The organism is Brevibacillus sp. HB1.1 (assembly GCF_013332445.1).
GTDB lineage: Bacteria > Bacillota > Bacilli > Brevibacillales > Brevibacillaceae > Brevibacillus > Brevibacillus porteri.
On the sequence record NZ_JABMIV010000006.1, the window covers coordinates 326,995 to 352,279 of the forward strand.

Here is a 25,285-nt window from a genome sequence, read left to right on the forward strand (position 1 = left end):
TATGGCTCGCATCCGTGTAATGGCCGTCATCCTCCTCCTCCCGCTCCTGCTAAGTGGCTGCTGGAACGCACGTGAAATTGAAAATCTGCTTTATGTCAATGCACTTGGGGTCGATTATGTTGACAATAAATTCGAGGTGTACGCCCAATTGCTGAACTTCTCTACCATCGCCAAACAAGAAGCGGGAGGAGAACGATCTGCAAGCGGGGTGGCCATTGCAAAAGGAAGCGGCGATTCTTTTGTGAGCGCCCTTTTTAGTCTGTATCCCACGAATCAGGCGCAAATGACTTGGAGTCATATTCGTTCCTTGGTTCTCAGTGAACAGGTATTGAAACGCCCGCTTCTCGATCAAGTCATCGATGAGCTCGACCGGTTTTACGAATTTCGTTACACCATCTGGACGTATGTGTCCAAAGAACCACTGATGGATATTCTTACGCCCAAGCAAGTATTCAACCAGCCTGCCATTTACTCGCAATTGTCCAATCCGCAGGATCTTCACAAGCAAAACTCGGCGATTTATCCGATGAAGCTGTTTCAATTTGTCAGGAAAAGAGATGAACCCAACAAGGTCGTCTATTTGCCAATGCTCTCCATTAACAGAAAGACCTGGTCGGAGGACAACAAACCTTTGCCCCAGCTTAAAACAACCGGTGCCTGCATGCTGCAAAACAAGGAGGTCAAGGGTTGCTGGCCGCGCTCTGAGCTGCTCGGATTGCGCTGGCTAGACGAGCATACCAATCGATCGTTACTGACCGTAAAAAAGGGCAAACAACCTCTGGCAAATCTCGTCCTGCAAAAACCAAAAGTAAAGATACAGCCGCTACTGCGAGACAATCAAGTCACGTTTCAGATCGATGTGGAGCTGCTGGGCTTCATACCGCTATACCATCACATAAGCACCGTTCGGGAAATCGAGAAAGAAGCCGCGAAAAAAATCGAAGAGGAGATTCGGGGGTTGTACGAAAAAGGACGGAAGCAACAGATGGACACGCTTCAACTGGGGCACACCCTTTATCGCAAATATCCGAAAGAATGGAAACGAATGCAGCAAAATGAAACGCTACCGCTTAACCCGTCCTCTCTGGAGGCGGTGAACGTCAAAGTAACGATTTTCGATGGCGGGATTTCGAAGGTGAAGCAAGAGCGTTAAATGGGAAAGGAGCAAAGCGTTGAGCTTTGCTCCTTTCTTTGTCTTCTATTTGGAACTACACCACATATGCTCCCGCTTCGATCACACGATCCGCAATCGAACGTTTGAGTGCCACCGTATTGATCGGCGTGCGGCGGGTCAGCTTTTTCAGGATCGAGAGGCGCAGACGAAGCTCGTCGCCCTCTTCCATTGCCGCCAATGCTTCCTTCGCCCAGCCTTCGATACGATCGAATGCCTCATGCACATAGACAGCGGTCATTTCCAGCTTTTGCTGCTCGGCTTCGATGCCATTTTCCGCCATTGCTTTCTCTGTACGCTTCACGATGCTGTCCATTGCATATAGCTCGATCAGCATGTCAGCAGCGAATGCCAAGAGTTCTTGTTCTTTGGACATCGCTTGTTGGTATTTCATCAACGCAGAACCAGCCACCATCAAAATGATTTTGCGCGTGATGTTGATCAGATGCTTCTCCATAGCTAAAGGTGCATCTTCAATCTCTTCTGGATAATAGCTCATCAGATCTGCTTGCAGGCTGCTTGCTGCTTGCATGAGTGGCAGTTCGCCTTTCATCGCCTTTTTCACGAGCGTATCCGGGATGAGCATGCGGTTGATTTCGTTCGTTCCTTCGAAAATGCGGTTAATCCGCGAGTCACGGTACATATTCTCGATCTCATACTCGGACATAAAGCCATATCCACCATGGATTTGCACGCCTTCGTCCACGCAGTAATCCAAAACCTCAGTGGCAAATACTTTATTGATCGAGCATTCGATTGCATAATCCGCAATCGCCTTCGCAACCTCCGCGCCATCATCCGCTTTTTCACCCAAGCGAGTCAGTGCTGTATCGAACAGACCCACTGTCCGATAGACGGAGCTTTCAGCCGCATACGTTTTTACTGCCATGTTCGCCAGCTTGTTTTTGATTAAAGTAAAGTTGGCAATTGGCGTTTTGAACTGCTTGCGTTCTTTTGCGTAGTTCGACGCGAGTTCCACCGCTTTTTTCGCGGAGCCGACTGCACCCACCGCGAGCTTGTAACGACCAACGTTCAAGATGTTGAACGCGATCACGTGACCTCTTCCAGGCTCACCTAGCAGATTGTCTACCGGTACAGGTACATCTTGCAAAATGACCGTGCGTGTTGAGGAGCATTTGATCCCCATCTTCTTCTCTTCCGGCCCAAACGAAACACCTGGGAATGTCCGCTCGACGATAAAGGCAGTAAATTTCTCGCCATCGATTTTCGCGTATACGATAAATACATCAGCAAAGCCAGCGTTTGTAATCCATTGCTTCTCTCCGTTGAGAATATAGTGCTTGCCATCTGCGGAGAGAGTCGCTGTCGTTTTCGCACCCAGCGCATCTGAGCCAGAGCCAGGCTCTGTCAGGCAGTAGGCAGCGATTCGTTTTCCAGATGCCAGATCAGGCAGGTAGCGCTGTTTTTGCTCTTCGTTTCCAAAGTACACGATCGGCAGTGATCCGATACCGACGTGGGCGCCGTAGCTGAGCGCAAAGCCGCGAGCCAGCGAGAACTTCTCTGTGACGAGTGCAGTGCTGACTTTATCCAGCCCCAGTCCCTCGTATTTCTCTGGAACGTCTCCAGCCAACAAACCGAGCTCCCCTGCTTCCTTCAACAGACGAACCGAAATATCAAATTGGTGGTTTTCAAGCTCTTCCAAATGAGGACGAACTTCATTATTGACGAAATCCTCCGTCGTCTTGGCAATCATCTTTTGCTCATCGGTGTATTCTTCTGGCACGAATACATCATCAGCTGAACCTGCATCGATCAAAAAGCTTCCACCGCGGATCAAATCTTTTGTTTCTGCCATTACTATCCCACTCCTTATTTTAAATTTAGATCATCTCAAAAACGCCAGCGGCTCCCATTCCACCACCGATACACATCGTAACGACTCCGTATTTGCCACCTCTGCGCTTCATTTCGTTCAAAAGCTGGACGGTCAGCTTGGCACCACTGCAACCAAGTGGATGCCCTAATGCGATTGCCCCACCATTTACATTGACCTTTTCAGGATTGAGTCCCAGCTCGCGAATGACGGCAATCGATTGAGAAGCGAACGCTTCATTTAACTCAAACAGATCGACATCCTCCAAGCTGATTCCCGCTAGTTTCAATGCTTTTGGAATCGCGACAACCGGACCAATTCCCATGACATCAGGGTCTACGCCGCCAACCGTAAAGGAACGGAACTTTGCCATCGGCTCGACACCCAGCTCGGCTGCTTTTTCAGCAGACATCACGAGAACTGCCGCTGCGCCGTCGCTCGTTTGCGAGGAATTTCCTGCCGTTACGCTGCCTTGCACATGAAAGACCGGCCTGAGCTTGGCGAGTGCCTCCAGAGTCGTGTCCGAGCGCGCTCCTTCATCCTTGTCAAAAACACGTTCCTGGACGTGAACCTTGCCAGCTTCATTTACAAAATGCTGCTTGATTGTCAATGGTACGATTTCATCCTGGAATTTTCCTGAAGTTATCGCAGCTGTCGCACGCTGATGGCTTTGCAGAGCAAAAGCATCCTGATCCTCACGAGAAATGTTGTACCTCTTCGCTACTTCTTCAGCCGTATGGCCCATACTCATGTACGCTTCCGGCTTCGTTTCTACCAGAGTCGGATTAAGTGCGATTTTGTGACCGAGCATCGGCACCAGACTCATGCTCTCCACTCCGCCAGCGACAACCACATCGGAGCTGCCGACCATGATCTGCTGAGCAGCGTAAGCAATCGTCTGCAAACCGGAGGAGCAAAAGCGATTGATCGTGATTCCCGATACATTTGTCGGCAATCCGGCACGCAGTCCGATCAAGCGAGCCATATTCATGCCTTGCTCAGCTTCCGGTACAGCCGTCCCTATGATGATATCCTCGATATCAGCCGGATCGAGCTGTGGCACGCGGCGCAACAGGTCGCTTACAACTGCGGCTCCCATATCGACTGGGTGAAAATCTTTGAGACTTCCTTTTTTCGATTTACCTATAGCGGTGCGGGCGCCCGCGACAATAACTGCTTCTCTCATCGTTATCCCTCCCTCTCCCTAGTTACGCAAAGGCTTGTTTTTGGTCAGCATGTGCTGCATCCGTTGCTGGCTTTTCGGTGTCTTAATCAGTTCGAGGAACGCTTGCTTTTCCAGCTCCAGAATGTAGCTCTCTGTCACTTCTGTACCCGCTGGCACGTTACCACCGGACATGACATAAGCAACTTTGCTTGCGATCAGTTCATCATGCTCGGAAATATATCCACTCTTCTTCATGGCATAAATATTTTGGCGCAGGTTCGCATAACCCGTTTCTCCGATGACGCGAATTTTGCGTGGCGCGGGTGGCGTGTATCCCTCTTTATCCATCGTGAGCACCAGCTGCTTCGCATCGTATAACAGATGATCAGCATTCACGCTGATGCGATCAGTCGGTCGCAGGTACCCCAGATTGATAGCTTCCTGTCCACTCGTAGATACCTTTGCCATAGCAATGGCTTCAAACGCCTTCGCCACGAACGGGAACGGATCAACTGGCACGCTGCCTCCCTCTGGAACGTTTTCCATTGCTCGGAACAGCATCTCCTTCGTTCCTCCGCCACCAGGCAAAAGTCCTACTCCCACCTCTACCAGTCCAAGGTATGTCTCTGCCGATACCTGTACACGATCCGCGAGATAGACCACCTCGACACCGCCGCCCAGCGTCATGCCGAACGGTGCTGCGACGACTGGACGATGCATGTAGCGCAGTGCCCGTGCTGTTTTGTGGAAGTTCGTGACGAGCATATCGAGCTCCAGCCAGTTCTCATCCTGTGCTTCCATCAACGCCATTGCGAGATTCATCCCGACGCAGAAGTTCTTGCCTTGATTACCGATGACCAGACCAGCGAAGTTCTTCTGCACTTCCTCTGCGGCCTGACTTGCCATGTGCAAGACATCCATACCGAGCGCATTATGCGGAGAGGTGAATTCCAGACATGCGACTCCATCGCCCAAATCGATCAAGGCGGCACCCGCATTTTTCTTGATCAGCTTGCCTTGCTCCTTAAGTGCTGCCAAGTTGATGTTTTCTTTGCTCTCTTCGACGTCCTTGTAGGTGCCTCCGATGGAAAACACGCTGCGCTTCCCTTGCTCTTGTTGATAAAAGGAGGTTTTCCCACTCGCGAGCAGCTCCTCGACGAGTGCCGGAATCTTCTCGTTTTCCTCACGCATTCTTGCCACTGACTTTTCGAGACCGATGGCATCCCATGTTTCGAATGGTCCCATCTCCCAGCCGAAGCCCCACTTCATGGCCTGATCGACAGAGACGATATCATCCGCGATCTCATGAGCCTTTTCCGCAGAGTACAGCAATACCTTTTTGAAGACACTCCAGACAAACTCACTGCCCTTGTCCTTGCCGTAAGCGAGCGCTCTCAACTTCTCAGGCAATGTCTTGGCTGTTTTAGCTGTTTCGAGGGAAGGGAACTTCGGCCTCACACTTGGACGGTATTCCAGCGTGTCAACTGACAGTGCCAGGATCTCTTTCCCTTTCTCCGTCTTCACCTGCTTGAAAAAGCCTTGACCAGCTTTTTGCCCAATCCATCTTTTCTCTACCATTTGCAGAACAAACTCCGGCACTTCAAAAACCGAGCGCTCCTGTTCATCCGTGCTTTTGTTCCTGACGTTACCCGCCACATGTACGTACGTATCCAGTCCGACGACATCGAGTGTGCGGAACGTAGCGCTCTTCGGACGGCCGATGACCGGTCCTGTCAACGCATCTACCTCATCTACCCCAAGCCCCAGTCGCACCATTTCGTGGATCGAAACCTGCAATCCATATGTACCGATGCGATTCGCAATGAAGTTAGGCGTATCCTTGCAAACGACCATTCCTTTTCCGAGCACATGCTCACCAAAATGCTTCATGAAAGAGATGACTTGCGGGTCTGTATCAAGACCTGGGATCAGCTCCAACAGTTTCAAGTAGCGCGGTGGGTTAAAAAAGTGCGTGCCGAGGAAATGCTTGCGGAAGTCATCAGAGCGTCCCTCTGCCATTTCGTTGATAGAAACACCGGACGTATTGGAAGACACGATTGTCCCTGGCTTGCGATGCGCTTCTACCATAGCGAAGACGCTTTTCTTCACTTCGATATTCTCGACGACTACCTCAATAATCCAATCGACCTCGCTCAAGCAAGAAAGATGGTCTTCGAAGTTACCAACTGTAATCAGGTCGATGTTCTTTTTATCGTAGAGCGGCGCCGGCTTCTCCTTCAAAAGTCGGTCACGGCCCGCTTGTGCGATCCGATTTTTCACCACGCTATCAGACAAAGTAAGTCCTTTTGTACTCTCATCTGCTGTCAATTCACGCGGCACGATGTCCAGTAAATAAGTGGGAATACCGACGTTGGCTAAATGTGCTGCGATCCCAGCGCCCATGACGCCTGAACCGAGAACTGCCGCCTTGCGAATTTTGCGTTCCATCTCCAAATCCTCCTTTTTAAAAACCTAGTCATGGCTTATTCATGGTCAAAAGAATGGCCTCGCAACAGTGAATACCTAATATTCAGACTAGAGGAGCATTTTTAAAACTTCTACTTTCTCTATAGATATTCCTGTGTACATCAGCACATGTCTCTTATTGAATGAATGCTCATTCAGTATGTGGGTTAAAAAATGACATCCCACGTTTTGGCTGTCTTACATGCCCGGAGATGTTACGCTCCCACCAACTGAATCACCGTTCAGTTTTTATTGTAATCGAAAATTCTGTCAGTTGCAATCGTCTCTTGTCGCTTCTTTGTAAGAAAGAAAAGAAAAGGGACACTCGATTTTCCAGTGCCCCTTTTTCTGTGCTATTTTTGCGAGTAAATCAGCGTGGTGATCTTGCGTCCGTAAGCGTTGGACGCGTCTCCTTCCAATCGGTATTCAATCTGGAAGTCTCCGTTTTTCGGGTCTAGATAATGAGCAATCACCCAGAGGGTTTTCGAATTGTTTTCGTCTACCTTGACCGATACTTTTACTGGTCCGTTATATGTGGGCACTTGCTCCAGCTTTGTCATGCTTTTGAGCGCATCGTCTGTAAAGAGCACAGACAGCTGCTTCTGATTTTTTGTTTCGTACGCCAAATTCGCTGCTCGTAAATACGCCTGCGCGATATGCTGCTGATTCGCAGGTGAACCACGGAACTGCGAAGCTACATCCATCCGGTAATAATCAATCAGTCGATCCATCACGACAACGTATTCTGCACGCGTCAGGATCTTGTTCGGAGAAAAGGTCTTGTCCGTGAGAAACAGATTGAATTCGCGGATCGCCAGTGGGTACGGTGAATATGTATCCCGATAGAATCGGTCGCGCTTCCATTCGTAATGGCTGTTAAAGAAAGAGACTGTATCTTGTGGCTTAATATTGGCTGTACGGAATTTTTGGGGTGCCAGCATATGAAACAGCATCAAGCTGGCCTCTTCTTTCGTCAATGGCCACTGCATCCCGGCACTGGACATCCACCAGTTCGGATTTTCCTTCTCTTGCTTTTTCATCAGGTGTCCGGTTTCAGCCAAATATAGATAGTACAGCATCCGGTCTCCTGGATCAAACTTGCCCAAATCGTCTGTTTCGATTTTCATCATGGTCTTTAGATTGCTCAGCAGTTGATCTACTTCCCCCCGGAGTAGATAGCGATGATCCAGGTTTGGCTTGCGTTCTGGCTTTTCTATCGGTCCATATACCGTCTCAAATACGCGATTCAGCATAGCCAAAGCTTCGCCTCGAGTAATTGGCTTGTTTGGGTAAAAAGGCTGATATCCCTTCCTCTTTACGATGCCCAGATCCGCCATTTTGTTGATGTGCTCACGCGCCCAATGTTCCTGTATGTCCGTATACATGCCAGGTGCAGCCGCATTCGCACTCCCTGAAAAAACGCTTTGCACTACTAGCAGTGCCAAGAGAAAAACGATAGCAAAACGCTTTACCATGACTTACGATGACTCCTTTCTTTCCATGATCATTTCCTTACTCCCTTTTTTTGGAATTCGTCCCCAGTAGCATCCATTCCTGCCATATTGGTCTATTTTCCTGGGTCTGATCTCTCCCTTTCTTGTATCGGGATGAAAACGGAACTTTGTTATACTTTTTCAAAACAAATGAAAAAGAGCCGCACTTTGTAGTAGCGGCCCAATTATATCCTTTTTCTCTATGCGCTGACTATCCTTCAATCTGCTCTAACCAGCCTGGTCCCTTGGTTACAAGCAACCGATATAAGAAAATGTTAATGAGAGTGAACAGGACGATAATCCCAAGAGCGGTCCCTAACATGGATGTCCCCAGCGAAAAACTGGCGAGGACGACTAGACCTCCTGCCATAAGGCCTATTACCAGCGGGAAAAGGGGATTGAGATTTTGCTTGATGGCCTCTTGTTCGGAGCTCCAACGCAGCTTAGGCAGCTGTAAATCCACCAAGATTCCGATCATGTTGATAAAAATCAGCCCCGGAATTCCACTCACGATGGCAAGTATGATAAAGGCAGGCGAAAGCTGTAAAAACCATACGGCCTCTGTAAGAAGCAGCAGCATACTCACTGCACTTAGCACTAATCCTGGGAACAGCTTTGCCAACAGGATGTCGCGATATGGCATAGGCAGTAGCTTGTTCGTAAAGAATCCCTGTCCTTCTCTGGATATGGCAGTTACGGAGGTGCTATTCATGGCACCCATGATAAGAAAAGCAGCAAAGGCGATGGCTATGCTCATACCCGCTGCCGAGCCTTTCTGCATGACAGTTTGAATGAATGAAATCATTTCCCCGCTGTCACGACGGCTAAGTAATGGGATCAACATGAGTATCGGAATCAGAATGCTGGATAGCGTACAGTTCATCAAAAATGCCGGTGTCCGCCATAACATTCTCCATTCCTTGAGCGCGTATGCCAGCATAGCCGGACGTTTTTGGACAAGCTTGGCAAATGCAGTATCGACAACTTCTTTTCGTTTGGCGACTGACTCACTCATTCCCATCACACCCGAAAAGTAGAGATACGCTCCGGTGTAGAGAAAGGCGGCTATACCTGTAATCGCCACGAAAAGGAAAGCAAACAGATAGCCGAGAGAACCCCAAGTACCGCTGTCTATTAAAGCAAGGGCAGCCAGATTACTTCCAGGGAACAGCTGAGTGACAAAGCCCAACAGCCCATTTTCTTGTGTCAACAGCATTTGCTGAATTTGCTCAATACCAAATTCACTTCCGCTAGACTGACGTTGGAACAGCGCTTGAAAACCAACGACAATTCCAATCCCGCTCAGCCCTCCAATAATACGGAAGCGCTCTTTGTATTTTTTGACGTTCGTAAAACGCATGAACAACATCACGACAAGAGCAGCCAGCACAAGCGGCAAAACAGGAACAACCAAAAAGACAAGGATCGCTAGTAGATAATACATGATCCCTGCGCCGCTTTTCACGCCAAACGTAATGAACAGAGGCCCCAGGAAAACCACTGCTGTATAATATTCATACACGAGTGCAAGAGTAAATTTGGCTCCGAGAATATGTCCTGGAGCAAGCGGCATCGGCAACAAATGCTCAACATCCTTGGAATAGTAGAAAACACTCAAAACATACAAAATCCCGAATAAAAAGATGACAAGAGACGTCATGGCTACGCCAAATCCGAGTAAAGCCCCCTGCTGTCCGATCAGCGCCAATCCGTCATACAACTCAGAAATCACCAGTACAGCCGAAGCCATCATGGGAAGAACACCTAGTGCAATGACGATAAGCAACAGAGCGGTCTTCCAGCCACTCCCTTTCTCCACTCTCCAGGCTGGCTCCGCGTTTTTCATCATCATCTTCGTCAAAATCAGCACTTTATTCATGCTTGGTCAACTCCAGGAACAAGCTTTCCAGTGATACGTCTGACTGAAAATGCTCGCGCAGCTCAGCAAAGGTTCCACAGAACAAAATTTTACCTTTGTTGATGATCCCGACTCGATCGCACAACTTCTCAGCAACATCCAGCACGTGTGTGGAAAAGAATACGCTTCGACCGCTATCCGCATGTTCACGCATCATTTCTTTTAACGTAAAGGATGACTTGGGATCGAGTCCAGTCAAAGGCTCATCGAGAATCCACACTTCTGGCTGATGAATGAGCGCACCCATGATCATGATTTTTTGACGCATACCGTGCGAATAGCTCTGAATCGGATCCCCCAATGCGTTCTTCATGTCAAAGCGATCCGCCAACTGCAAAATCCGTTTTCCTCGTACCTCTTGAGGCACCTCGTAAATATCTGCCATGAAGCTGACATACTCCAGACCTTTCAGGCGCAAAAAAAGATCAGGGCTATCTGGTACATAACCGAATTGGCGTTTTGCTTCCAGTGCTTCGGATCGAATATTTTTTCCATTGATCGTGATCTCACCTTGATCCGGACGTGTGATCCCTGTGATCATTTTGATCGTGGTTGTCTTGCCAGCTCCATTTGGTCCGAGGAAGCCAAAAATTTCTCCTTTGGGCACTGTGAAATTCATTTGATCAACTGCTCTTATGATGCCGTTGTAGCTTTTCGTCACATTGACAAGTTCTATCATCGCTGTGTCTCCCCTCTCCCCCGCTGTTTTCAACATTTTTTCCAATTTACTTCCACTCCATTTATTACGAGTGGTTCAAAGAAAAGTTCCGGAAAAGAAAAAGAGCCGTCGGTTATCCCAACGGCCCTCGTTAAAGCTTCTTAGTCTTGTGGTACAAAGCTGCCATCACGCAGCATAGTCAATTCACCCATGATGAATGCTAAATCTTCGCTCTCGCCGAACTTGCCACTTTCCTCCAACGCTTCCAAACGACGCAAAAGCATGTTAGCAAAATCTTGAATCTGTATCGGCTGCGCCTCCATATCTGCATCATCCAAAACTTCAAAACTAGTCAAGGCTTCCAAGTGGGTTACGATACGGAAACCGCCGATTTCCCCCAGGAACTCTTGCTTGTTCATTTTTGATTTCTCCAATTTTTGCAGCATGGACAAAATATCATTCGCTACCACGCTCGGAAAAGCAACCTGATAAAAGTTGCGATTTTTCGCTTCCTCGGTTTTGATTATCAAAACATCAATACCATCTGGCTTTTTTGCTTTTTTGCCAAACCCAAACATATATTCCACCTCAATCGTTCGATCTGTCCAACTCTCTCCATGATAGACATAATCCGAGAGTCAGACAACCCCTATCCATATATTAACTGGGCTATTTGTCTTTTTTGACACACACGCTAACGTAAAACGACTGCTTCCAAGTGAGGTGTGCCATGAAAGTCAACTGGAAAAATTGGATGTTTATTCTCGCTCTCTCTTTGCTCGTCACAGGATGCATGACGCAAGTAAAGCAGCAGCAGGCAAAAAACAAGGCCAAAACACAGAGTAAGCCTGCCAAGCAGTCTGCCATCCAAAAGCTTGGCGATAACAAAATGGATGTGGTCCTCTTTTTGAAGCAAGCCGAGCATCAGCTGGAAAATGTATATTATGCTGCTGCGGACAATGCGAAGGGCAAATCTGAGTTTGAGGATGGTCTCGTCTTTCGTGAATTGCCTGAGCGCTTCGACAGTAAAGACAAGATAACGGGGTACTTCGGCCGTTTTTGGAGCCGTCCACTGGCAGAAGCCATGTACGACAACATGACAACCAAGCTGGTGAAGGAAAAAGTATACGTAGCAATCCCACGCGTCGACTATCCGACTCTGATCTCGGTACGAAACACGACTGTTCAAAAAAACAATGGAGAACTCAGTGTGACCGTGGAGGATGTAACCGATTCTTCCTTTGCTTCTGACCGCACGCTGCGCTACCGACTCGTACGCGATCAAAAGACCAAACGGTTCGAAATCAAATCACGGGTGGGCGCTTATGGGAATGAACAATTTCAATAAGCCTCTTGACATTTCTTGCAGACCAAGCGAATAATAGTGAATTAATAAGCACATAGTGAGCGGCAATGACGGGGAATAGTAAAACCGCCCTTCAGGTCCAGAGAGCGAAATCCACCGGCTGAGAGGTTTCGTCCTTGAATCGATTTGAACCCACCCCAGAGCATCCAGGGAAGACCTGGACAGGTTTCTTTCACCTGTTATCAAAGAAAGAGAGCCGGGCGTTTCTGGCTGAAGTATGCCTTCAGTCCAAAACGTCAAATAAGGTGGTACCGCGTGAGGTTATCAAGCCCTTTCGTCCTTATCAAAGAGACGAGAGGGCTTTTTTGTATGCAAGAAGGGGGTTTTACGCATGAAAAAGGGTAAGTTGCGTTTGGTAGTAAAGGTGGGGAGCAGTTCGATTGCAGCAGCTACAGGCGGTGTTGATCCGGCGAAAATGTCGCTGCTCGTCTCGGCTATCAGCCAATTGCGCGAAGCGGGTCATCAGGTTGTCTTAGTCTCCTCGGGAGCTGTCGCCAGCGGCTATCAAAGTCTCGGCTATCAGCAGCGACCGCGATCCTTGGCAGCCAAGCAAGCAGCGGCAGCTATTGGGCAAAGCTTGTTGATGCAGACCTATACACAAATGTTTGGCGCCCATAACTTCAGCGTGGCGCAAATCTTGCTGACACGCGGTGACTTTTCTCACAAGGAACGGTATCAGCACGCGTTTTCCACATTGTCACTGCTTTTGGATAAAAATATTTTGCCAATCATCAACGAAAACGACACGGTATCCGTAGCGGAATTGACCTTCGGAGACAATGATATGCTTGGCGCACTCGTCGCTGGTCTCATCCATGCTGATTTGTACACGATCCTGACTGATACGAATGGCTTGTATGATAAAGACCCACGTTATCATGCTGATGCCAAACACATGGGCTGGCTCGAATGTGTGACAGACGAAATCGAGGCACTTGCAGGCGGAGCTTCCCAACTGGGAACAGGCGGTATGCGCTCCAAGCTGATCGCAGCAAAAACCGCCCAATCATTAGGAATTCCGAGCTTTATCGGAAAATTGACGAATACCACTGATTTGTTGGCTGTCCTTACTGGCAACGGGAATGGCACCTATGTCAACTATCATCCAGAAGCACCTGCACCGAATGGCGTTCCTACACGCAAGCAATGGATTGCGCTTCACTCCCCTACCCGCGGAAAAATCACGGTTGATAGCGGTGCAGCGGAAGCGATTTTGGAAAAAAGCAAAAGCTTGCTCTTGGCAGGTGTCCGCGATGTATCCGGCATGTTCGAGCAAGGTGAGGTTATCGAGGTTTACTGTGAGGGTACGTTGATCGGTCGCGGTATCAGCAGATTTACTGCAGCACAGTTAAGTGATTTTCTTTCCCCTGATAACGTAACGCGACACAGCGGTACTGTTATACATCGGGATGAATGGACGCCTGTCATCTAAACGAATCCATGTAGATAGAAAGAAGGAGTTGGAGAAACCATGGAAATCTTGAAGGAAAAAGTGCATACACAAATAAGCCTAGCCAAACAGGCTTCACGAAAAATGGCAATACTCTCTCGCAAAGAAAAAGACCAGGTGCTCGTCGCAATCGGCAACCAGCTGCTGGCTGATGAGGACGTCATTCTCTCAGAAAACGCCAAGGACCTCGCCCTCGCGGAAGCAAATGGTCAGCCTGCTTCCTATCTGGACCGTCTCCTGTTGACGCCGGAGCGAATTGCACAGCTCGTGGATAGTCTAGCGCAGCTGGTATCCCTCGATGATCCGGTCGGGGAACGAATCGACTCGTGGACACGTCCAAACGGACTTTTTATCGAACAAATCCGCGTCCCTCTCGGCGTCATTGGAATGGTGTACGAAGCCAGACCGAACGTCACCGTTGACGCAGCAGCTATCGCTATCAAAACGGGCAATGCGATCGTCTTGCGCGGCAGCCACAGCGCTGTTCACAGCAATCTCGCGTTGACGACTAGCATTCGTCAAGCGCTCACTGCGACCGGACTTGACGCAGAAACGGTGCAGTACTTGCCTTTTGCCGAACATGCGTCTGTCGATTACTTGTGTACCGCCAATGGTCTCGTCGATGTCATCATCCCTCGGGGTGGCGCGGGACTGATTCAGCGGGTTCTGCAAATCGCAAGCGTACCTGTACTCGAAACAGGCGTCGGAAACTGCCACATTTATGTGGATGAAGCGGCTCAGTATGACATGGCTGAAAGCATCGTGATCAATGCCAAAACGAGTCGACCTGCCGTATGCAATGCTGCTGAAACACTGCTCGTGCACAGCAGTTGGCCACAGGAAAATCAACGAGCCTTGCTCCAAAAACTACTGGCGAAGGGCGTTGAACTCCGTGCTTGTGAGCGTACGATAGAGCTGCATTCCGACCTCTCCACTCAACTGCACCATGCAACGGCAGAAGACTGGGATACGGAATACTCTGCGCTGATTCTTTCGGTTCGCACTGTTGATAGCCTGGGCGAGGCCATTGAACATATTACAGCGCATACTTCCGGCCATTCAGAGGCAATCGTAACGGAAGATGAAGTCGCAGCCCGTCAGTTTTTGACTGCGATCGATGCCACAGCGGTTTATCACAACGCCTCTACCCGCTTTACAGATGGTGGAGAATTCGGCTTCGGTGCCGAAATAGGCATCAGCACGCAAAAGCTTCACGCTCGTGGGCCAATGGGCTTGCCAGCGCTCACTTCTTACAAGTATGTCGTACGCGGAAACGGCCAAATCCGATAGTCCAAAGGGAGGGAATCACCATGAGTAACCAAGCAACAATGATTACAGAAGGGCGGATCGGTTTTCTCGGTGCAGGCTCGATCGTGGAGGCCATGCTTTCCGGTATCGTAAAGAAAGGCTTACTCCCTTCTGAGCGTATTACCGTCTCCAACCGCAATAATAGGGAGCGTTTGGAACAGTTGGCAAATGACTACGGGGTAACTGCTACTCAGGACAAATTTGAGGTAGTCCGCTCTTCCGATATTTTGATTTTGGCCATCAAGCCGAAGGATGCAGCTGAGGCTTTGCAGGATTTGCGTGGAGTTGTTCGTTCGGACCAATTGATCATTTCGGTGGTTGCTGGCGTCTCCACCAGCTTGATCGGAGAGTGGCTCGGTGCAGAGTGCCCGATCATCCGCACGATGCCCAATACATCGTCTGCGGTTGGTTTGTCTGCTACAGGACTGTGCGCGAATCCTTTTGTCCAGGAAGAGCACCGCGAGCTAGCTACCAAACTTTTCGAAGCAATTGGCACCGTATATGAAGTCGCCGAGGAAGAGCTGGACATCATTACTGGATTGTCTGGAAGCGGTCCTGCTTATATTTACTATTTGGTAGAAGCGATGATGGGGGCAGGTGCCACAGCGGGGCTGGATCGGGAAATGGCACGCCAATTAACACTGCAAACCGTGATCGGCGCCGCACATATGCTGCTCGATACACGCGAAGAGCCTTCTATTCTCCGCCAAAAAGTAACGAGTCCGGGTGGAACGACCCAGGCAGGACTGGAAGTATTGGAAGCCTATCAATTCCAGGAGGCCGTCACTGCAGCCATCCTGCGCGCTGCGGAAAGATCGCGGGAGATGGGGGCACAATACCAGTAAATTCGTTTTGTCCCCCCTCCTTGTCATGTATAATAAAACAGATCAAGCATAGTCGAGAAAATGACGAAGGAGGTCCCATGGAAATTTACGCCTTGTACGGCACCAGTGGAACAGGAAAAAGCACCAGTGCATTAGAACTTGCTCACCGAATGAACATCGACGCCATTATTGATGATGGCATCCTGATTTACCAGGGACGCAAGGTGGCCGGAACCTCTGCCAAATATGAGAAGACAAAAATTCAGGCGGTAAAACGAGCTATTTTTCATTATAAGGAGCACGCTGAAGAAGTACGGCGAAGTCTCGGCGAGATTCAACCAAGCCGACTACTCGTGTTAGGAACTTCGCAGCGGATGATTGGTCGTATCGTGGAAGCTCTGCATTTGCCTTTGCAGGTGGACTTCATCCCGATTGAATCCATCAAGCCTCCGCAGGAAATCGAGGCTGCCCGCTACGTGCGGGAAACAATGGGCAAGCACACGATACCGATTCCGCGTGTCGAGGTAGAAAAAGATTTCCTCCAGCGCCTCATCTCCTCTGCCCAACAGATTTTCAGCTCGAAAAAAGAAGTGATTGGGGAAACAACCGTAGTTCATCCTCCGTTCTCAGGCGGACGTATCATGATTCATCCCCAGGTGTTGCGAAAAATCGTAGAAGCGACCTGCGACCAGTTTGACGAGGTCCATCATGTGGTCAAGATCGTCTCCAGCTTTGAGGATTTGCCTCGGTTTCAGGTTTCGATTGCTCTTCAACTGCCTTACATGACAAATATTCCAGCACTTATCCATGCCCTTCAATCTACGTTGTACAAAGAAGCTCAATATTGTCTCAATATCGCTCCCGCAAGCATCGACATCGTCGTTACTTCGCTGGAGCTATCCTGATCCGGTCCTTTGCGACCGGATTTTTTTTTGGCTGCAATCCTCAGGGGTTACATCCTGACTTGTTGCTCATCCTAAACATGATTCCATCTGAAAGGAGCAACCCGATGCCATCCATCCTGTCTTCCAAACCCTTTACACAAGCTCCGATTCCTGAACCGCCTAAGGTCATTACGACAAAGGACTTGAGCTATCTCAAGGATGCTTTGTCATGGGAACTGATCGCTTTCAAAAAGCTGCATGCTTTCGCACAACAAGCTACTGATCCCCAGGTCAAGCAATGTCTGGAGCAGCAAGGACAAATGCACCAGCGACACTACCAAAAACTACTGAGTCACCTGCAAAACAACAACACCGCAGTGATGGCGACCATTCCGCAGACACAGTCCCAGCAACAGCAATCCCAGCCACAACATCAAATGCAATAAGGGAGGAATCGGGATGCCAAACCAAAACCAGATCGCCAATCCGCAATCCGGTCAGCTGCCACAAGTAAAAGGTCCGCAAATGAACGATCGTGACTACCTTAACGACTGTCTGGCTACGTGCAAGTATTTGACGGATAACTTTAACGTCGCCGTTCGGGAAGCCAGCCACCAGCAGCTTTATGATGACATGGTACAAATTTTGAATGAAACCCATCAGTCAGCACGCGATGCTTTCAATCTCATGTTCCAAAAAGGATGGTACAAGCTGGAGGCTGCTGAACAGCAACAACTGCAGCAAGCTTATCAGCAGTTTAGCGGGTACTCCACGCAGTTCCCTTATCATTGAAATAGCAGAAGACACCTAGCCCAAGCAGGTGTCTTCTTTCCATTAACCCTTGCCACGGAGGAGCTGAGATAAGACAAATAACGCCTTTTCCATGTCGGCTTCCTCTGCATACACATAGGACAAGCGAAGATGATGACTATCCGTCTGATCATAAACAAAGCCGGGATTTAACAGGACACCTTTTGCCAATGCTTCCGTAAAAAGCTTGCGCATCGAAACCGCCTGATGCAGACGAAGCCAAATATAAAAACCGCCATGTGGTATACGCCAATCTGCCAAATCATCAAACCAGCGAGTAAGCCATTCGCACATCCTGTCCCTTCTGTGTCGCAGTGCCGCTCTTAGCTGATCCAGATGCCGAGAATATCTCTCGCTTGTGAGCCATTCTGTCGCCACCCATTGGGAAATAGCACTCGCTCCGTAGTCCGTCTGCATTTTCACATCCGCGAGGCGTTCAATGACAGGCTCAGGCCCTACAATCCAGCCAATCCGCAGCCCCGGACTGAGTGTTTTGGATAAGCTGCCCAAATACAAGACCAGCCCGCTCTGATCCCTCGCCTTCAACGGCAATGGCCCCGGTTCGTCTAACCACAATTCTCCATAAACATCGTCTTCCAACACAGGAAGTCTCTCCCGCTCGCATGCTACCAGCACTTCCTCCCTTCGATTCTCTGATAGGCTAATCCCTGTCGGATTGTGGTAAGCCGAAATCGTATAGAGTAGGGCAGCGTTATGCGCCTGTTTTTGTCTCGTAAGCACTTGGGGAGAGATTCCTTCCGCATCCATCGGTACACCGACCAGACGCATTCCCGATGATTGAAACAAAGGCAGAGAGAATAAATACGAAGGCTGTTCGAGCAAGATGGCAGATCCACGGTGAAGAATGCCAATCGATATCAACTGCAAGGCTTGAAGGGCCCCCGAAACGACCAAAATAGAAGCCGGAGAAGCTTCAATCCCCCTGCTCCGCAAATGGTTGCTGATCGCCTGGCGCAAAGGTAACAGCCCTTTTGGCTCCGAATATCCGAGATGTGTCATTTTGCCTTGCAAGCTAGCCATGACCTCTTCCATCTCCGCAACAGGAATCAAGCTAGGCGACAGCTCACCTGTCCCCAGGCGAATGTACCTCGGGTCTGGCTCATAACGATTGATATCCTGAATCGTCGGTGAGTTGGGTAGATGCGCCCCTGCCTGAACGTATCCCAGCCAATTCGGGGGAGGGGCGGTCGTCAGCAAGGACCACGTATTGTTGCTAACGACAGAACCACTGCCCACTGTTGCTTCAATGAAGCCATCCGCTTTTAGCTCTTCCAACGCCGTCACTACCGTGCTGCGGTTTACATCAAAGGCTTGCGCTAACGCTCTTTGTGTTGGCAATTTACTATTGATCGGCCACTCACCGCCTGCGATTTTCCCCTTGATATAAGCCACGATCTGCGCGTAAATCGGTATGTCAGATGATTTGTCAGGCTTCCAGTCTATCGTCAACACAAGCACATTCCTCCTCGTCTTATCATTGTACAAATTGGTTGGTTTGGATGTAAACCAATTGGCTGGAGACAACAGATTCACAACCGTGAATAATGACAGTAATGCAAATAGCCTTTGCATCCAGAGAGAAACGGGGAGGAAATGATCATGCTGGAAGCGATTTTGCACGGTTTTGTGCTTGCTTTTGGACTTATTTTACCGCTCGGCGCACAAAATGTTTTCGTCTTTAATCAAGGGGCTCTACAACCTACCTTACTTCGCGCCATGCCCGTCGTACTGACTGCGGCACTCTGTGATACCCTGCTCATTTTATTGGCGGTATTAGGAGTCTCATTGGTTGTACTGACAGTCACATGGCTAAAAACGGTTCTATATGTCGTCGGCTTTGTCTTTTTGATGTACATGGGATATTTAACGTGGCGTAGTCGTCCCAATACGGAGGATGGAGAGAAAGAACGCTTTTCTGCGAAAAAGCAAATCATGTTTGCTGCCTCTGTCTCTTTGTTGAACCCGCATGCAATTCTCGATACGATCGGCGTGATCGGCACCAGCTCACTTAGCTATACCGGAACAGAGAAATGGGGCTTTACAATTGCCTGCATCCTCGTATCCTGCCTCTGGTTTTTCGGCCTTTCCGTAGCTGGTCGTACGGCAGGACGATTGGATCGGTCTGGAAAATTGCAGCGTGGCCTGAATATGGTTTCCGCTGTGATTATGTGGGGAGTGGCTATCTATATGGCAGCCCAATTACTCACGACGTAAAGAGTTCGTGAAAAAGTGAATAATCCCCACCTCCTCCACTCAAAATACTCCTATTCGGGTTTTCGAAGTGGAGGTTTGTTTATGCTTTTTACCAAATCGGACGCACTCTTGGATGACTTGTATGAGATTGCGAAAAATGTGCATCAAACAGCGATCTATTTTAATGAATACAAGATTACTTCATTGGAGACTGTCAAAACCTTTTCTACAGAAATGAAAGAGTACGAAACAAAAGGCGACAAGCTCATCCATGAAATCATTGTGCAAATCAACAAGACATTTATTACCGCCATCGAGCGTGAGGACGTCCTGGACCTTGCCGTCAAACTGGATGACGTACTGGACGGATTGGAGTTTTGTGCTTCGAGACTCTATATGTACGACATCATGGAAGCAGATGAAACGATGGTGAGATTCGGGGAACTCATCGAAGACGCTACCAAGCAAATTCTTCTCGCCATTGAGCTGCTCCAAAAGCAAAAGCTGTCCGCTATGAAGGAGTACATCATCCGCATTAACGATTTAGAAAGCGAAGGGGATGAATTGGTGAGGGGGAGCATCCGGCAATTGTTCAAAACCTCGAGCGATCCAATTCACATCATGCAGCTCAAAGAGGTGTACGAAGTGCTGGAAGATGTCATGGATCATTGTGAGGATGTCGCGGATGCGATGGAATCTGTGATCATGGGCAACTCTTAAACCAAGGAGACCTACTTTCATGCATACGAGCCTTCCTCTAGTTATTGCGGTTATCATCCTGGCTGTTTCCTTTGACTTTATTAACGGATTTCACGATACAGCCAATGCCATTGCAACCACCGTATCCACCAAAGCTCTCCGACCTAAGATTGCCATTGGTCTGGCAGCTATCATGAACTTTATCGGTGCCCTGACATTTACCGGGGTCGCCAAAACGATCGGTGGAGATATCGCCGATCCAGCCAAGCTGGAATTCGGAGTGCTTGTGGTCATGGCTGCTCTCCTGTCTGCGATCCTTTGGAATTTGATTACATGGTGGTACGGTATCCCCAGCAGTTCGTCTCACGCTCTCATAGGCTCACTCGTAGGGGCAGTCCTCGCTTCCGCCGGGAGCGCGCAAATCAACTGGGCTGGTTTTTTAAAAATCTTCCAGGCGCTCATTGTGTCACCGGTTATCGCGCTGGTAGCTGCTTACCTCATGATGAATTTGGTTTATTTCATTTTTAGTCGGATCATGATCCCCCCTACCAGGGTCAATCGGGGTTTTCGCCTCTTTCAGATTTTCACGGCGGCCCTGCAATCCTTTACACATGGAACCAATGACGCACAAAAAGCGATGGGCATTATCGTATTCGCTCTCGTAGCCGCTGACCTGCATGCAGATACAAGCACCATTCCTTTCTGGGTGCAGTTCATTTGTGCCCTTGCGATGGGCTTGGGAACCTCTGTCGGAGGCTGGAAAATCATCAAGACGGTCGGGGGCAAAATCACCAAAATCGAACCAATCAATGGTGCAACTGCCGATCTCACCTCGTCCACGATCATTTTTACCTTTACGCAGCTAGGATTGCCTGTCAGCTCTACCCATGTCATCTCTTCCGGGATCATGGGGGTCGGCGCAGCCAAACGGCTGAAAAGCGTCAATTGGGGCGTCGCCAAACGCATTGTGATCACCTGGTTTATTACGCTGCCTATCTCTGCCTTGCTCGCTGCAGCTACGTATTTGTTGCTGCATGTATTTATCTAAAAGCAAAAGGGACGAGTAACAGGCTCGCCCCTTTTTTCGTTTACGTCCCTCATCAAATATTATATTTCCCCAAGAACTCCTTGTGTTTTTTGCTGCCTGCATGGCCCGTTTTTTACTTTTTCGTAAGAACCTTTATGCCTTCTTCTACAAACGTGTCATCCCGCAATTTGTCCTGCACGCTTGTACTCCATTTTTCTTTTGTCAAAAGCGATGCCAAATCCTCACCAAAGAGGCCTTGAATAGCAACTCGTGTGGCAACAATCGTCGTATCAGAAAAACGATATTCTACGGTTTGCAAATTGTCTACCAGCGCAAAGGCTGACACGGAGTTATACAGCATCGCTTGCTTGAACAATTTCGCCTCGACGTCGGTCGTCATGTCCTCGTAATGAATCTCAATCGTAAACTTCTCCGGACGGAGCTGAAAGGTGCGCTTGAGATGACTCAACGGCAGATGATTGAACATGACCAGATTCGAAGTAGCGCCCATGTACTTGTTTTTGTATGGCAAAATGGATGCCAAATCGTGAGTCAGCGGGCTTTGCTGAGCTAATTGATATTGCTCTGATTGCGCTTCGTTCTCCGGGATAATTACGATCTGAATGACCATGAACAGGACAACCCCGATGAGAACCAAGGCAAGAATCATTTTATTTCGCAATGATGTCACCTTCCCCTGCATCGTATTTCAAAATCAGCCGCGGAATGGCGTGGAGCCATAGTGGTATGAGTATGGAGAGAAAAGGCAGCGCATACGCTACGGCAATGTTAGCGAATTGATACGGTCCAGTAAGATTCACTGGTGTTGAAAACCATAGATTGCTCCCAAAATAGAGCGCAGTCGTAAAAACGAGTGTCCCGACAATATAAAGTGCCCAAAGCATCCAGCCCGTTTTCCGCAGCAAAAAGGCAGACCGGACATTCATACTGGTCAAATTTTGCGTGGAAGCCGGTCGGTTGATCCCTAGCAAAATCAAATAGACGATTCCGATGAGTATGCAAATCGCAAACAGACCATAGTTCAAAAAGATACCCATGCCCCAAATTCGCAGTGGCATAGTCACAATCCAGGCAATGAGTGTGTACAGCAATCCGAGCTGCAGCAGTTCTTGCAGGAGTGGAAGTATGTAGACTTTGCGGCGTTCTCCGACAATCGAATCAATCGAAGGGAGATTGGCCTTTGCTTTTTTCACCGCTTCATCCAGTGATAGCCCATCTGCAACCAGGTCGGCGACCTTTGCCTCCAAATTGCTCAATACTTCCCATTTGAGCTCCTCGATTTGTTTACTTCCTCTATATTTTTGAAACAATTGATCGACATAGTGCTGTAAATTCTCCATCACACTTCCTCCCGCCTTTCGATGAGCTGGTCAATCAATTCTTTGGCGACTTTCCAGGATGCCAGCGCTTTTTCGTACGCCTCTCTGCCTGCTTCTGTCACCTGATAATATTTGCGTCTGCCCCCCTGGCTCTCATCTCCCCAGTACGAAGCGATCAGCTTGTGTGACTCTAATCTTTTCAGACTGGTATACAAGGAAGGCTCTTTCAGTTCGTAGCGACCGCCGCTGTTTTTGAAAATGGCTTTGATGATTTCGTACCCATAGTTATCGCCGTCACACAGGACACGGAGAATAATCGTATCGATATGACCGCGGATAATGTCACTGCTGATACTACTATCACTCATCTCGTTCACCTCGCAACTATAGCATAACACATATTACTATGTGTGTCAGAGTAATATGTGTTAAATTGCTTCTACTCACACAAAAAAAACAAGACCACTCAAAAAGTTGAGATGGTCTTGAACAAATAGGCAGCCCAGTCGTTTTATTGTTTCACCTGGTACACCAGATAGGGTGCTGGCGTCCGTTTTCCGTTTAATTCCGGCCACACATAAAGCAGTTCCAGTGAGGGACTATTCTCCTTGTTAGGTTCTGTAGATGACTCGCCTATCTCTGAAAAATTCCCTTCCAGGCCTACTACCTGTCTGCTGGTGCTATCCACCCACACCTTATACCTGTGACTCTCCGCTCTTGCTCCTTGTGTAATGGCAATGAAGTCTAGCCTGATTGCTGAGTCTTCCACCGCCGCGCCCTCCATTGCAAGCTGTGTGATTTGTCTTGGCAAATAGTACGCCAGTTTTTTGGCACCGATTTGGGCTACTTCTGCTTGGGACAGCTCCGGGGAAGTATGTGACTCCGTATTTGTTTTCATCCGATACGCCAGCAGTTGACCAGATTTCTTGGCAAACCTCGCAGTGAGATAAGTAGCATCTGTCATTTTCCACGTATATTCCATGTGCGATTCTTGTTCTTCTGTTGATAATGGACGGTTAACCTCTTCGATACGTACACCGAACTCTTTTTGGATCAGAGAGGCTATCTCCTCATCTGAGTTGGCCATGAGCAGCTTACCTTGTGCCTGAATCGGGATGAGGCTATAGCTACCAGTTGCCGCCACGCTCTGAAAACGACGATCGAGGACTTCCCCGTTCAATGCGTTGATATAGCCCGCAAAAGTCGCTACTTCTTCTTGCTTCAAGCTGGCTGTCAGCCTTTGTACTGCGTCCTCTTTGGAAATTGCTTTTTCTGGATTGGGAAATAGCGAGAGATCCACTTCTGCATCGAGATTCTCCTCAATGACCATACCCGCTGGTGATCCATCTGACTCCAAGGGAACCTTCACGACACTGTCGGCGAACGGTATACCGTTAATGACGCGTTGAAAAACAGCCGTATCTTTTTCCAGATGGTTAGAAGCGAGTTGATATTGCTTACTCTTTTCGCCTAATTTCTGCTTCATATATTGCTCGACAGACAGCGTTGGCGTATTGCTAGCCGTGGTTGCCGTTTTGGGCAGTGTTTGGCTTTTTGGGAGCGATTGTGATTGCGTAATGACACTCTGTTCTTTCTGTTTGGGCTGTTCTTTCACCTGGCTTATTTTCCGCTGCTCGGCAACAGGAGGAATATTCCTTTGCTCCGGTATGTCCTTCTCTTTTGCCAGTGAAGGCGCATTCTCTGCACGCTGCTCCGTACGTACACTGCTGGTCCCAACTGGTGCTTCTTTTCCGTCAGGTACAGCTACCAAGAGAGCCAGTACGACAGTTGCAGCTGCACCTCCTGTCATCGACAAGATACGGCCCACTTTTTTCCTCTGCTTCATCTGCCTTGCCTGTTTAACCAGCGTCTGATCCAAATAGGTGACAAATTCCTGACGAGGGGGTGGGTCTTGCCTTCTTAACCCTCGCAGTTGGACCGTCAGCTTCTCATCCTCTAGCCCACTCATTTAGAAAGCCCCCTTCCTCCGTTTCATTCATCATTTCTTTGACCAGCTTTAATGCCCGATGGGTGTTTACTTTCACCTTGGATTCCGATACACCCAGGATTTCTGCCGTCTCCTTGACGCTGTATTCCTCGATGCAGCGCAAAATCAGAACCAGACGATAATGGGGCGCTAGTTTTTGGATCGCTTGCTTCAGCTCACGAACGTTTTCCCTCTTGGTCAGGACGTTTTCCGGACCCCCTTCCTTGGTCGCCAGCTTCATCAGCCAGTTTTCTGAGAAAAAGGACTTGACCTTCTGCTTGCGATGCTGGTCGATCGCCGCATGCTTGGCAATGGAGAAGAGCCATGTTTTCAGAGTGACTCTGCCATCAAATCCGGCGAGCCCTTTTAACACTCTCGTAAAAACCTCCTGCGTCAAATCCTCGGCATCATTCTGGTTGCCGGTAAAATGGAGCAGAAAGTAGTAAACGTCCTGATAGTGAGCATGATAGATCGCGCTGATCCGCTGCTCGATATCCTCCTGCACGGGTTAGCCTCCTGTCTTAGTACGGACTGTAATGAAATTCAGCTGTAGTAGTAAATTTGCCGGTTAGGGCATCAATTTCTCGGTGGTCTAGAGATATAGCTGTTCTGTACACCAGAATGGGTTGATAGTCTCGGTTATCCGACTCAATATCGGCATCTGATGTGAA

24 protein-coding genes are annotated in these 25,285 nt (G+C 48.8%); 11 read left to right on the top strand and 13 right to left on the bottom strand.

Annotated features, from left to right (window positions below; all coding sequences use genetic code 11):
• Position 1 precedes the first annotated feature (1 nt).
• Positions 2-1,153, top strand: a complete 1,152-nt coding sequence (locus tag HPY27_RS18100) for a Ger(x)C family spore germination protein (protein ID WP_174225613.1) — start codon at positions 2-4, stop codon at positions 1,151-1,153.
• Positions 1,154-1,208: 55 nt separating this feature from the next.
• Here the strand turns inward: HPY27_RS18100 and HPY27_RS18105 are convergent, their stop codons facing one another.
• From HPY27_RS18105 to HPY27_RS18135, 7 genes are all read right to left on the bottom strand, one after another.
• Positions 1,209-2,987, bottom strand: coding sequence for an acyl-CoA dehydrogenase family protein (locus tag HPY27_RS18105; protein WP_174225614.1), 1,779 nt, complete (start codon positions 2,985-2,987; stop codon positions 1,209-1,211).
• A gap of 25 nt (positions 2,988-3,012) precedes the next feature.
• Complete coding sequence (locus HPY27_RS18110) at positions 3,013-4,191, bottom strand: acetyl-CoA C-acetyltransferase (protein WP_017251472.1); 1,179 nt, start codon at positions 4,189-4,191, stop codon at positions 3,013-3,015.
• A gap of 18 nt (positions 4,192-4,209) precedes the next feature.
• Positions 4,210-6,618 (bottom strand): 3-hydroxyacyl-CoA dehydrogenase/enoyl-CoA hydratase family protein, encoded by a 2,409-nt coding sequence (locus HPY27_RS18115; RefSeq protein ID WP_174225615.1) that lies wholly within the window; start codon positions 6,616-6,618, stop codon positions 4,210-4,212.
• 371 nt (positions 6,619-6,989) lie between these two features.
• Positions 6,990-8,111: an S-layer homology domain-containing protein gene (locus HPY27_RS18120; protein ID WP_174225616.1), complete on the bottom strand. Its 1,122-nt coding sequence runs from the start codon at positions 8,109-8,111 to the stop codon at positions 6,990-6,992.
• Between the two features lie 229 nt (positions 8,112-8,340).
• Positions 8,341-10,008: a putative ABC transporter permease subunit gene (locus HPY27_RS18125; protein WP_174225617.1), complete on the bottom strand. Its 1,668-nt coding sequence runs from the start codon at positions 10,006-10,008 to the stop codon at positions 8,341-8,343.
• Positions 10,001-10,726 (bottom strand): ABC transporter ATP-binding protein, encoded by a 726-nt coding sequence (locus HPY27_RS18130; protein ID WP_174225618.1) that lies wholly within the window; start codon positions 10,724-10,726, stop codon positions 10,001-10,003. The genes HPY27_RS18125 and HPY27_RS18130 overlap by 8 nt, the downstream gene beginning before the upstream one ends.
• Positions 10,727-10,866: 140 nt before the next feature.
• The gene (locus HPY27_RS18135; protein ID WP_017251477.1) at positions 10,867-11,283 is read right to left on the bottom strand and encodes a hypothetical protein; all 417 of its coding nucleotides are present in this window, start codon (positions 11,281-11,283) and stop codon (positions 10,867-10,869) included.
• A gap of 152 nt (positions 11,284-11,435) precedes the next feature.
• Here HPY27_RS18135 and HPY27_RS18140 point away from each other — a divergent pair, with 152 nt between their 5' ends.
• From HPY27_RS18140 to HPY27_RS18170, 7 genes are all read left to right on the top strand, one after another.
• On the top strand, positions 11,436-12,053 hold the full coding sequence (locus HPY27_RS18140) for a hypothetical protein (RefSeq protein WP_017251478.1): 618 nt from the start codon (positions 11,436-11,438) through the stop codon (positions 12,051-12,053).
• A 349-nt stretch (positions 12,054-12,402) separates the two neighbouring features.
• A complete protein-coding gene (gene proB, locus HPY27_RS18145) occupies positions 12,403-13,503 on the top strand; it encodes a glutamate 5-kinase (protein WP_017251480.1) in 1,101 nt (366 codons plus the stop codon).
• 39 nt (positions 13,504-13,542) lie between these two features.
• Positions 13,543-14,811, top strand: coding sequence for a glutamate-5-semialdehyde dehydrogenase (locus tag HPY27_RS18150; RefSeq protein WP_173622893.1), 1,269 nt, complete (start codon positions 13,543-13,545; stop codon positions 14,809-14,811).
• A gap of 20 nt (positions 14,812-14,831) precedes the next feature.
• Entirely contained in the window at positions 14,832-15,674 is an 843-nt protein-coding gene (proC, locus tag HPY27_RS18155; protein ID WP_174225619.1) for a pyrroline-5-carboxylate reductase, read from the top strand.
• A 77-nt stretch (positions 15,675-15,751) separates the two neighbouring features.
• Complete coding sequence (locus tag HPY27_RS18160; protein WP_174225620.1) at positions 15,752-16,558, top strand: hypothetical protein; 807 nt, start codon at positions 15,752-15,754, stop codon at positions 16,556-16,558.
• Between the two features lie 104 nt (positions 16,559-16,662).
• Entirely contained in the window at positions 16,663-16,983 is a 321-nt protein-coding gene (locus tag HPY27_RS18165) for a ferritin-like domain-containing protein (protein ID WP_007718471.1), read from the top strand.
• Positions 16,984-16,996: 13 nt separating this feature from the next.
• Positions 16,997-17,329 carry a spore coat protein gene (locus tag HPY27_RS18170; RefSeq protein ID WP_017251484.1) on the top strand — a complete coding sequence of 111 codons (333 nt, stop codon included), beginning with the start codon at positions 16,997-16,999 and terminating at the stop codon, positions 17,327-17,329.
• Between the two features lie 42 nt (positions 17,330-17,371).
• Here the strand turns inward: HPY27_RS18170 and HPY27_RS18175 are convergent, their stop codons facing one another.
• Entirely contained in the window at positions 17,372-18,820 is a 1,449-nt protein-coding gene (locus HPY27_RS18175; protein WP_174225621.1) for an aminotransferase-like domain-containing protein, read from the bottom strand.
• A gap of 147 nt (positions 18,821-18,967) precedes the next feature.
• On the opposite strand from HPY27_RS18175, the gene HPY27_RS18180 reads away from it, so the two are divergent.
• From HPY27_RS18180 to HPY27_RS18190, 3 genes are all read left to right on the top strand, one after another.
• Positions 18,968-19,582, top strand: a complete 615-nt coding sequence (locus HPY27_RS18180) for a LysE/ArgO family amino acid transporter (protein WP_017251486.1) — start codon at positions 18,968-18,970, stop codon at positions 19,580-19,582.
• A gap of 81 nt (positions 19,583-19,663) precedes the next feature.
• Positions 19,664-20,281: a DUF47 domain-containing protein gene (locus tag HPY27_RS18185; protein ID WP_017251487.1), complete on the top strand. Its 618-nt coding sequence runs from the start codon at positions 19,664-19,666 to the stop codon at positions 20,279-20,281.
• Between the two features lie 19 nt (positions 20,282-20,300).
• Positions 20,301-21,308, top strand: coding sequence for an inorganic phosphate transporter (locus tag HPY27_RS18190; protein WP_174225622.1), 1,008 nt, complete (start codon positions 20,301-20,303; stop codon positions 21,306-21,308).
• A gap of 112 nt (positions 21,309-21,420) precedes the next feature.
• Here HPY27_RS18190 and HPY27_RS18195 read toward each other — a convergent pair whose 3' ends face one another.
• From HPY27_RS18195 to HPY27_RS18215, 5 genes are all read right to left on the bottom strand, one after another.
• Entirely contained in the window at positions 21,421-21,978 is a 558-nt protein-coding gene (locus HPY27_RS18195) for a DUF4825 domain-containing protein (RefSeq protein ID WP_174225623.1), read from the bottom strand.
• Positions 21,959-22,648: a permease prefix domain 1-containing protein gene (locus HPY27_RS18200; RefSeq protein ID WP_174225624.1), complete on the bottom strand. Its 690-nt coding sequence runs from the start codon at positions 22,646-22,648 to the stop codon at positions 21,959-21,961. Before HPY27_RS18200 ends, HPY27_RS18195 begins: the two co-directional genes overlap by 20 nt.
• Complete coding sequence (locus HPY27_RS18205) at positions 22,648-22,995, bottom strand: PadR family transcriptional regulator (RefSeq protein ID WP_017251491.1); 348 nt, start codon at positions 22,993-22,995, stop codon at positions 22,648-22,650. Before HPY27_RS18205 ends, HPY27_RS18200 begins: the two co-directional genes overlap by 1 nt.
• A gap of 143 nt (positions 22,996-23,138) precedes the next feature.
• Positions 23,139-24,596, bottom strand: a complete 1,458-nt coding sequence (locus tag HPY27_RS18210; protein ID WP_174225625.1) for a hypothetical protein — start codon at positions 24,594-24,596, stop codon at positions 23,139-23,141.
• A complete protein-coding gene (locus HPY27_RS18215) occupies positions 24,577-25,119 on the bottom strand; it encodes an RNA polymerase sigma factor (RefSeq protein WP_174225626.1) in 543 nt (180 codons plus the stop codon). The genes HPY27_RS18210 and HPY27_RS18215 overlap by 20 nt, the downstream gene beginning before the upstream one ends.
• Positions 25,120-25,285: the final 166 nt, after the last annotated feature.

Excerpts from the sequence above, each read along its gene's own strand:
- HPY27_RS18100 (WP_174225613.1), top strand. The coding sequence starts at position 2 with ATGGCTCGCATCCGTGTAATGGCCGTCATCCTCCTCCTCCCGCTCCTG.
- HPY27_RS18105 (WP_174225614.1), bottom strand. The coding sequence starts at position 2,987 with ATGGCAGAAACAAAAGATTTGATCCGCGGTGGAAGCTTTTTGATCGAT.
- HPY27_RS18110 (WP_017251472.1), bottom strand. The coding sequence starts at position 4,191 with ATGAGAGAAGCAGTTATTGTCGCGGGCGCCCGCACCGCTATAGGTAAA.
- HPY27_RS18115 (WP_174225615.1), bottom strand. The coding sequence starts at position 6,618 with ATGGAACGCAAAATTCGCAAGGCGGCAGTTCTCGGTTCAGGCGTCATG.
- HPY27_RS18120 (WP_174225616.1), bottom strand. The coding sequence starts at position 8,111 with ATGGTAAAGCGTTTTGCTATCGTTTTTCTCTTGGCACTGCTAGTAGTG.
- HPY27_RS18125 (WP_174225617.1), bottom strand. The coding sequence starts at position 10,008 with ATGAATAAAGTGCTGATTTTGACGAAGATGATGATGAAAAACGCGGAG.
- HPY27_RS18130 (WP_174225618.1), bottom strand. The coding sequence starts at position 10,726 with ATGATAGAACTTGTCAATGTGACGAAAAGCTACAACGGCATCATAAGA.
- HPY27_RS18135 (WP_017251477.1), bottom strand. The coding sequence starts at position 11,283 with ATGTTTGGGTTTGGCAAAAAAGCAAAAAAGCCAGATGGTATTGATGTT.
- HPY27_RS18140 (WP_017251478.1), top strand. The coding sequence starts at position 11,436 with ATGAAAGTCAACTGGAAAAATTGGATGTTTATTCTCGCTCTCTCTTTG.
- proB (WP_017251480.1), top strand. The coding sequence starts at position 12,403 with ATGAAAAAGGGTAAGTTGCGTTTGGTAGTAAAGGTGGGGAGCAGTTCG.
- HPY27_RS18150 (WP_173622893.1), top strand. The coding sequence starts at position 13,543 with ATGGAAATCTTGAAGGAAAAAGTGCATACACAAATAAGCCTAGCCAAA.
- proC (WP_174225619.1), top strand. The coding sequence starts at position 14,832 with ATGAGTAACCAAGCAACAATGATTACAGAAGGGCGGATCGGTTTTCTC.
- HPY27_RS18160 (WP_174225620.1), top strand. The coding sequence starts at position 15,752 with ATGGAAATTTACGCCTTGTACGGCACCAGTGGAACAGGAAAAAGCACC.
- HPY27_RS18165 (WP_007718471.1), top strand. The coding sequence starts at position 16,663 with ATGCCATCCATCCTGTCTTCCAAACCCTTTACACAAGCTCCGATTCCT.
- HPY27_RS18170 (WP_017251484.1), top strand. The coding sequence starts at position 16,997 with ATGCCAAACCAAAACCAGATCGCCAATCCGCAATCCGGTCAGCTGCCA.
- HPY27_RS18180 (WP_017251486.1), top strand. The coding sequence starts at position 18,968 with ATGCTGGAAGCGATTTTGCACGGTTTTGTGCTTGCTTTTGGACTTATT.
- HPY27_RS18185 (WP_017251487.1), top strand. The coding sequence starts at position 19,664 with ATGCTTTTTACCAAATCGGACGCACTCTTGGATGACTTGTATGAGATT.
- HPY27_RS18190 (WP_174225622.1), top strand. The coding sequence starts at position 20,301 with ATGCATACGAGCCTTCCTCTAGTTATTGCGGTTATCATCCTGGCTGTT.
- HPY27_RS18200 (WP_174225624.1), bottom strand. The coding sequence starts at position 22,648 with ATGGAGAATTTACAGCACTATGTCGATCAATTGTTTCAAAAATATAGA.
- HPY27_RS18205 (WP_017251491.1), bottom strand. The coding sequence starts at position 22,995 with ATGAGTGATAGTAGTATCAGCAGTGACATTATCCGCGGTCATATCGAT.
- HPY27_RS18210 (WP_174225625.1), bottom strand. The coding sequence starts at position 24,596 with ATGAGTGGGCTAGAGGATGAGAAGCTGACGGTCCAACTGCGAGGGTTA.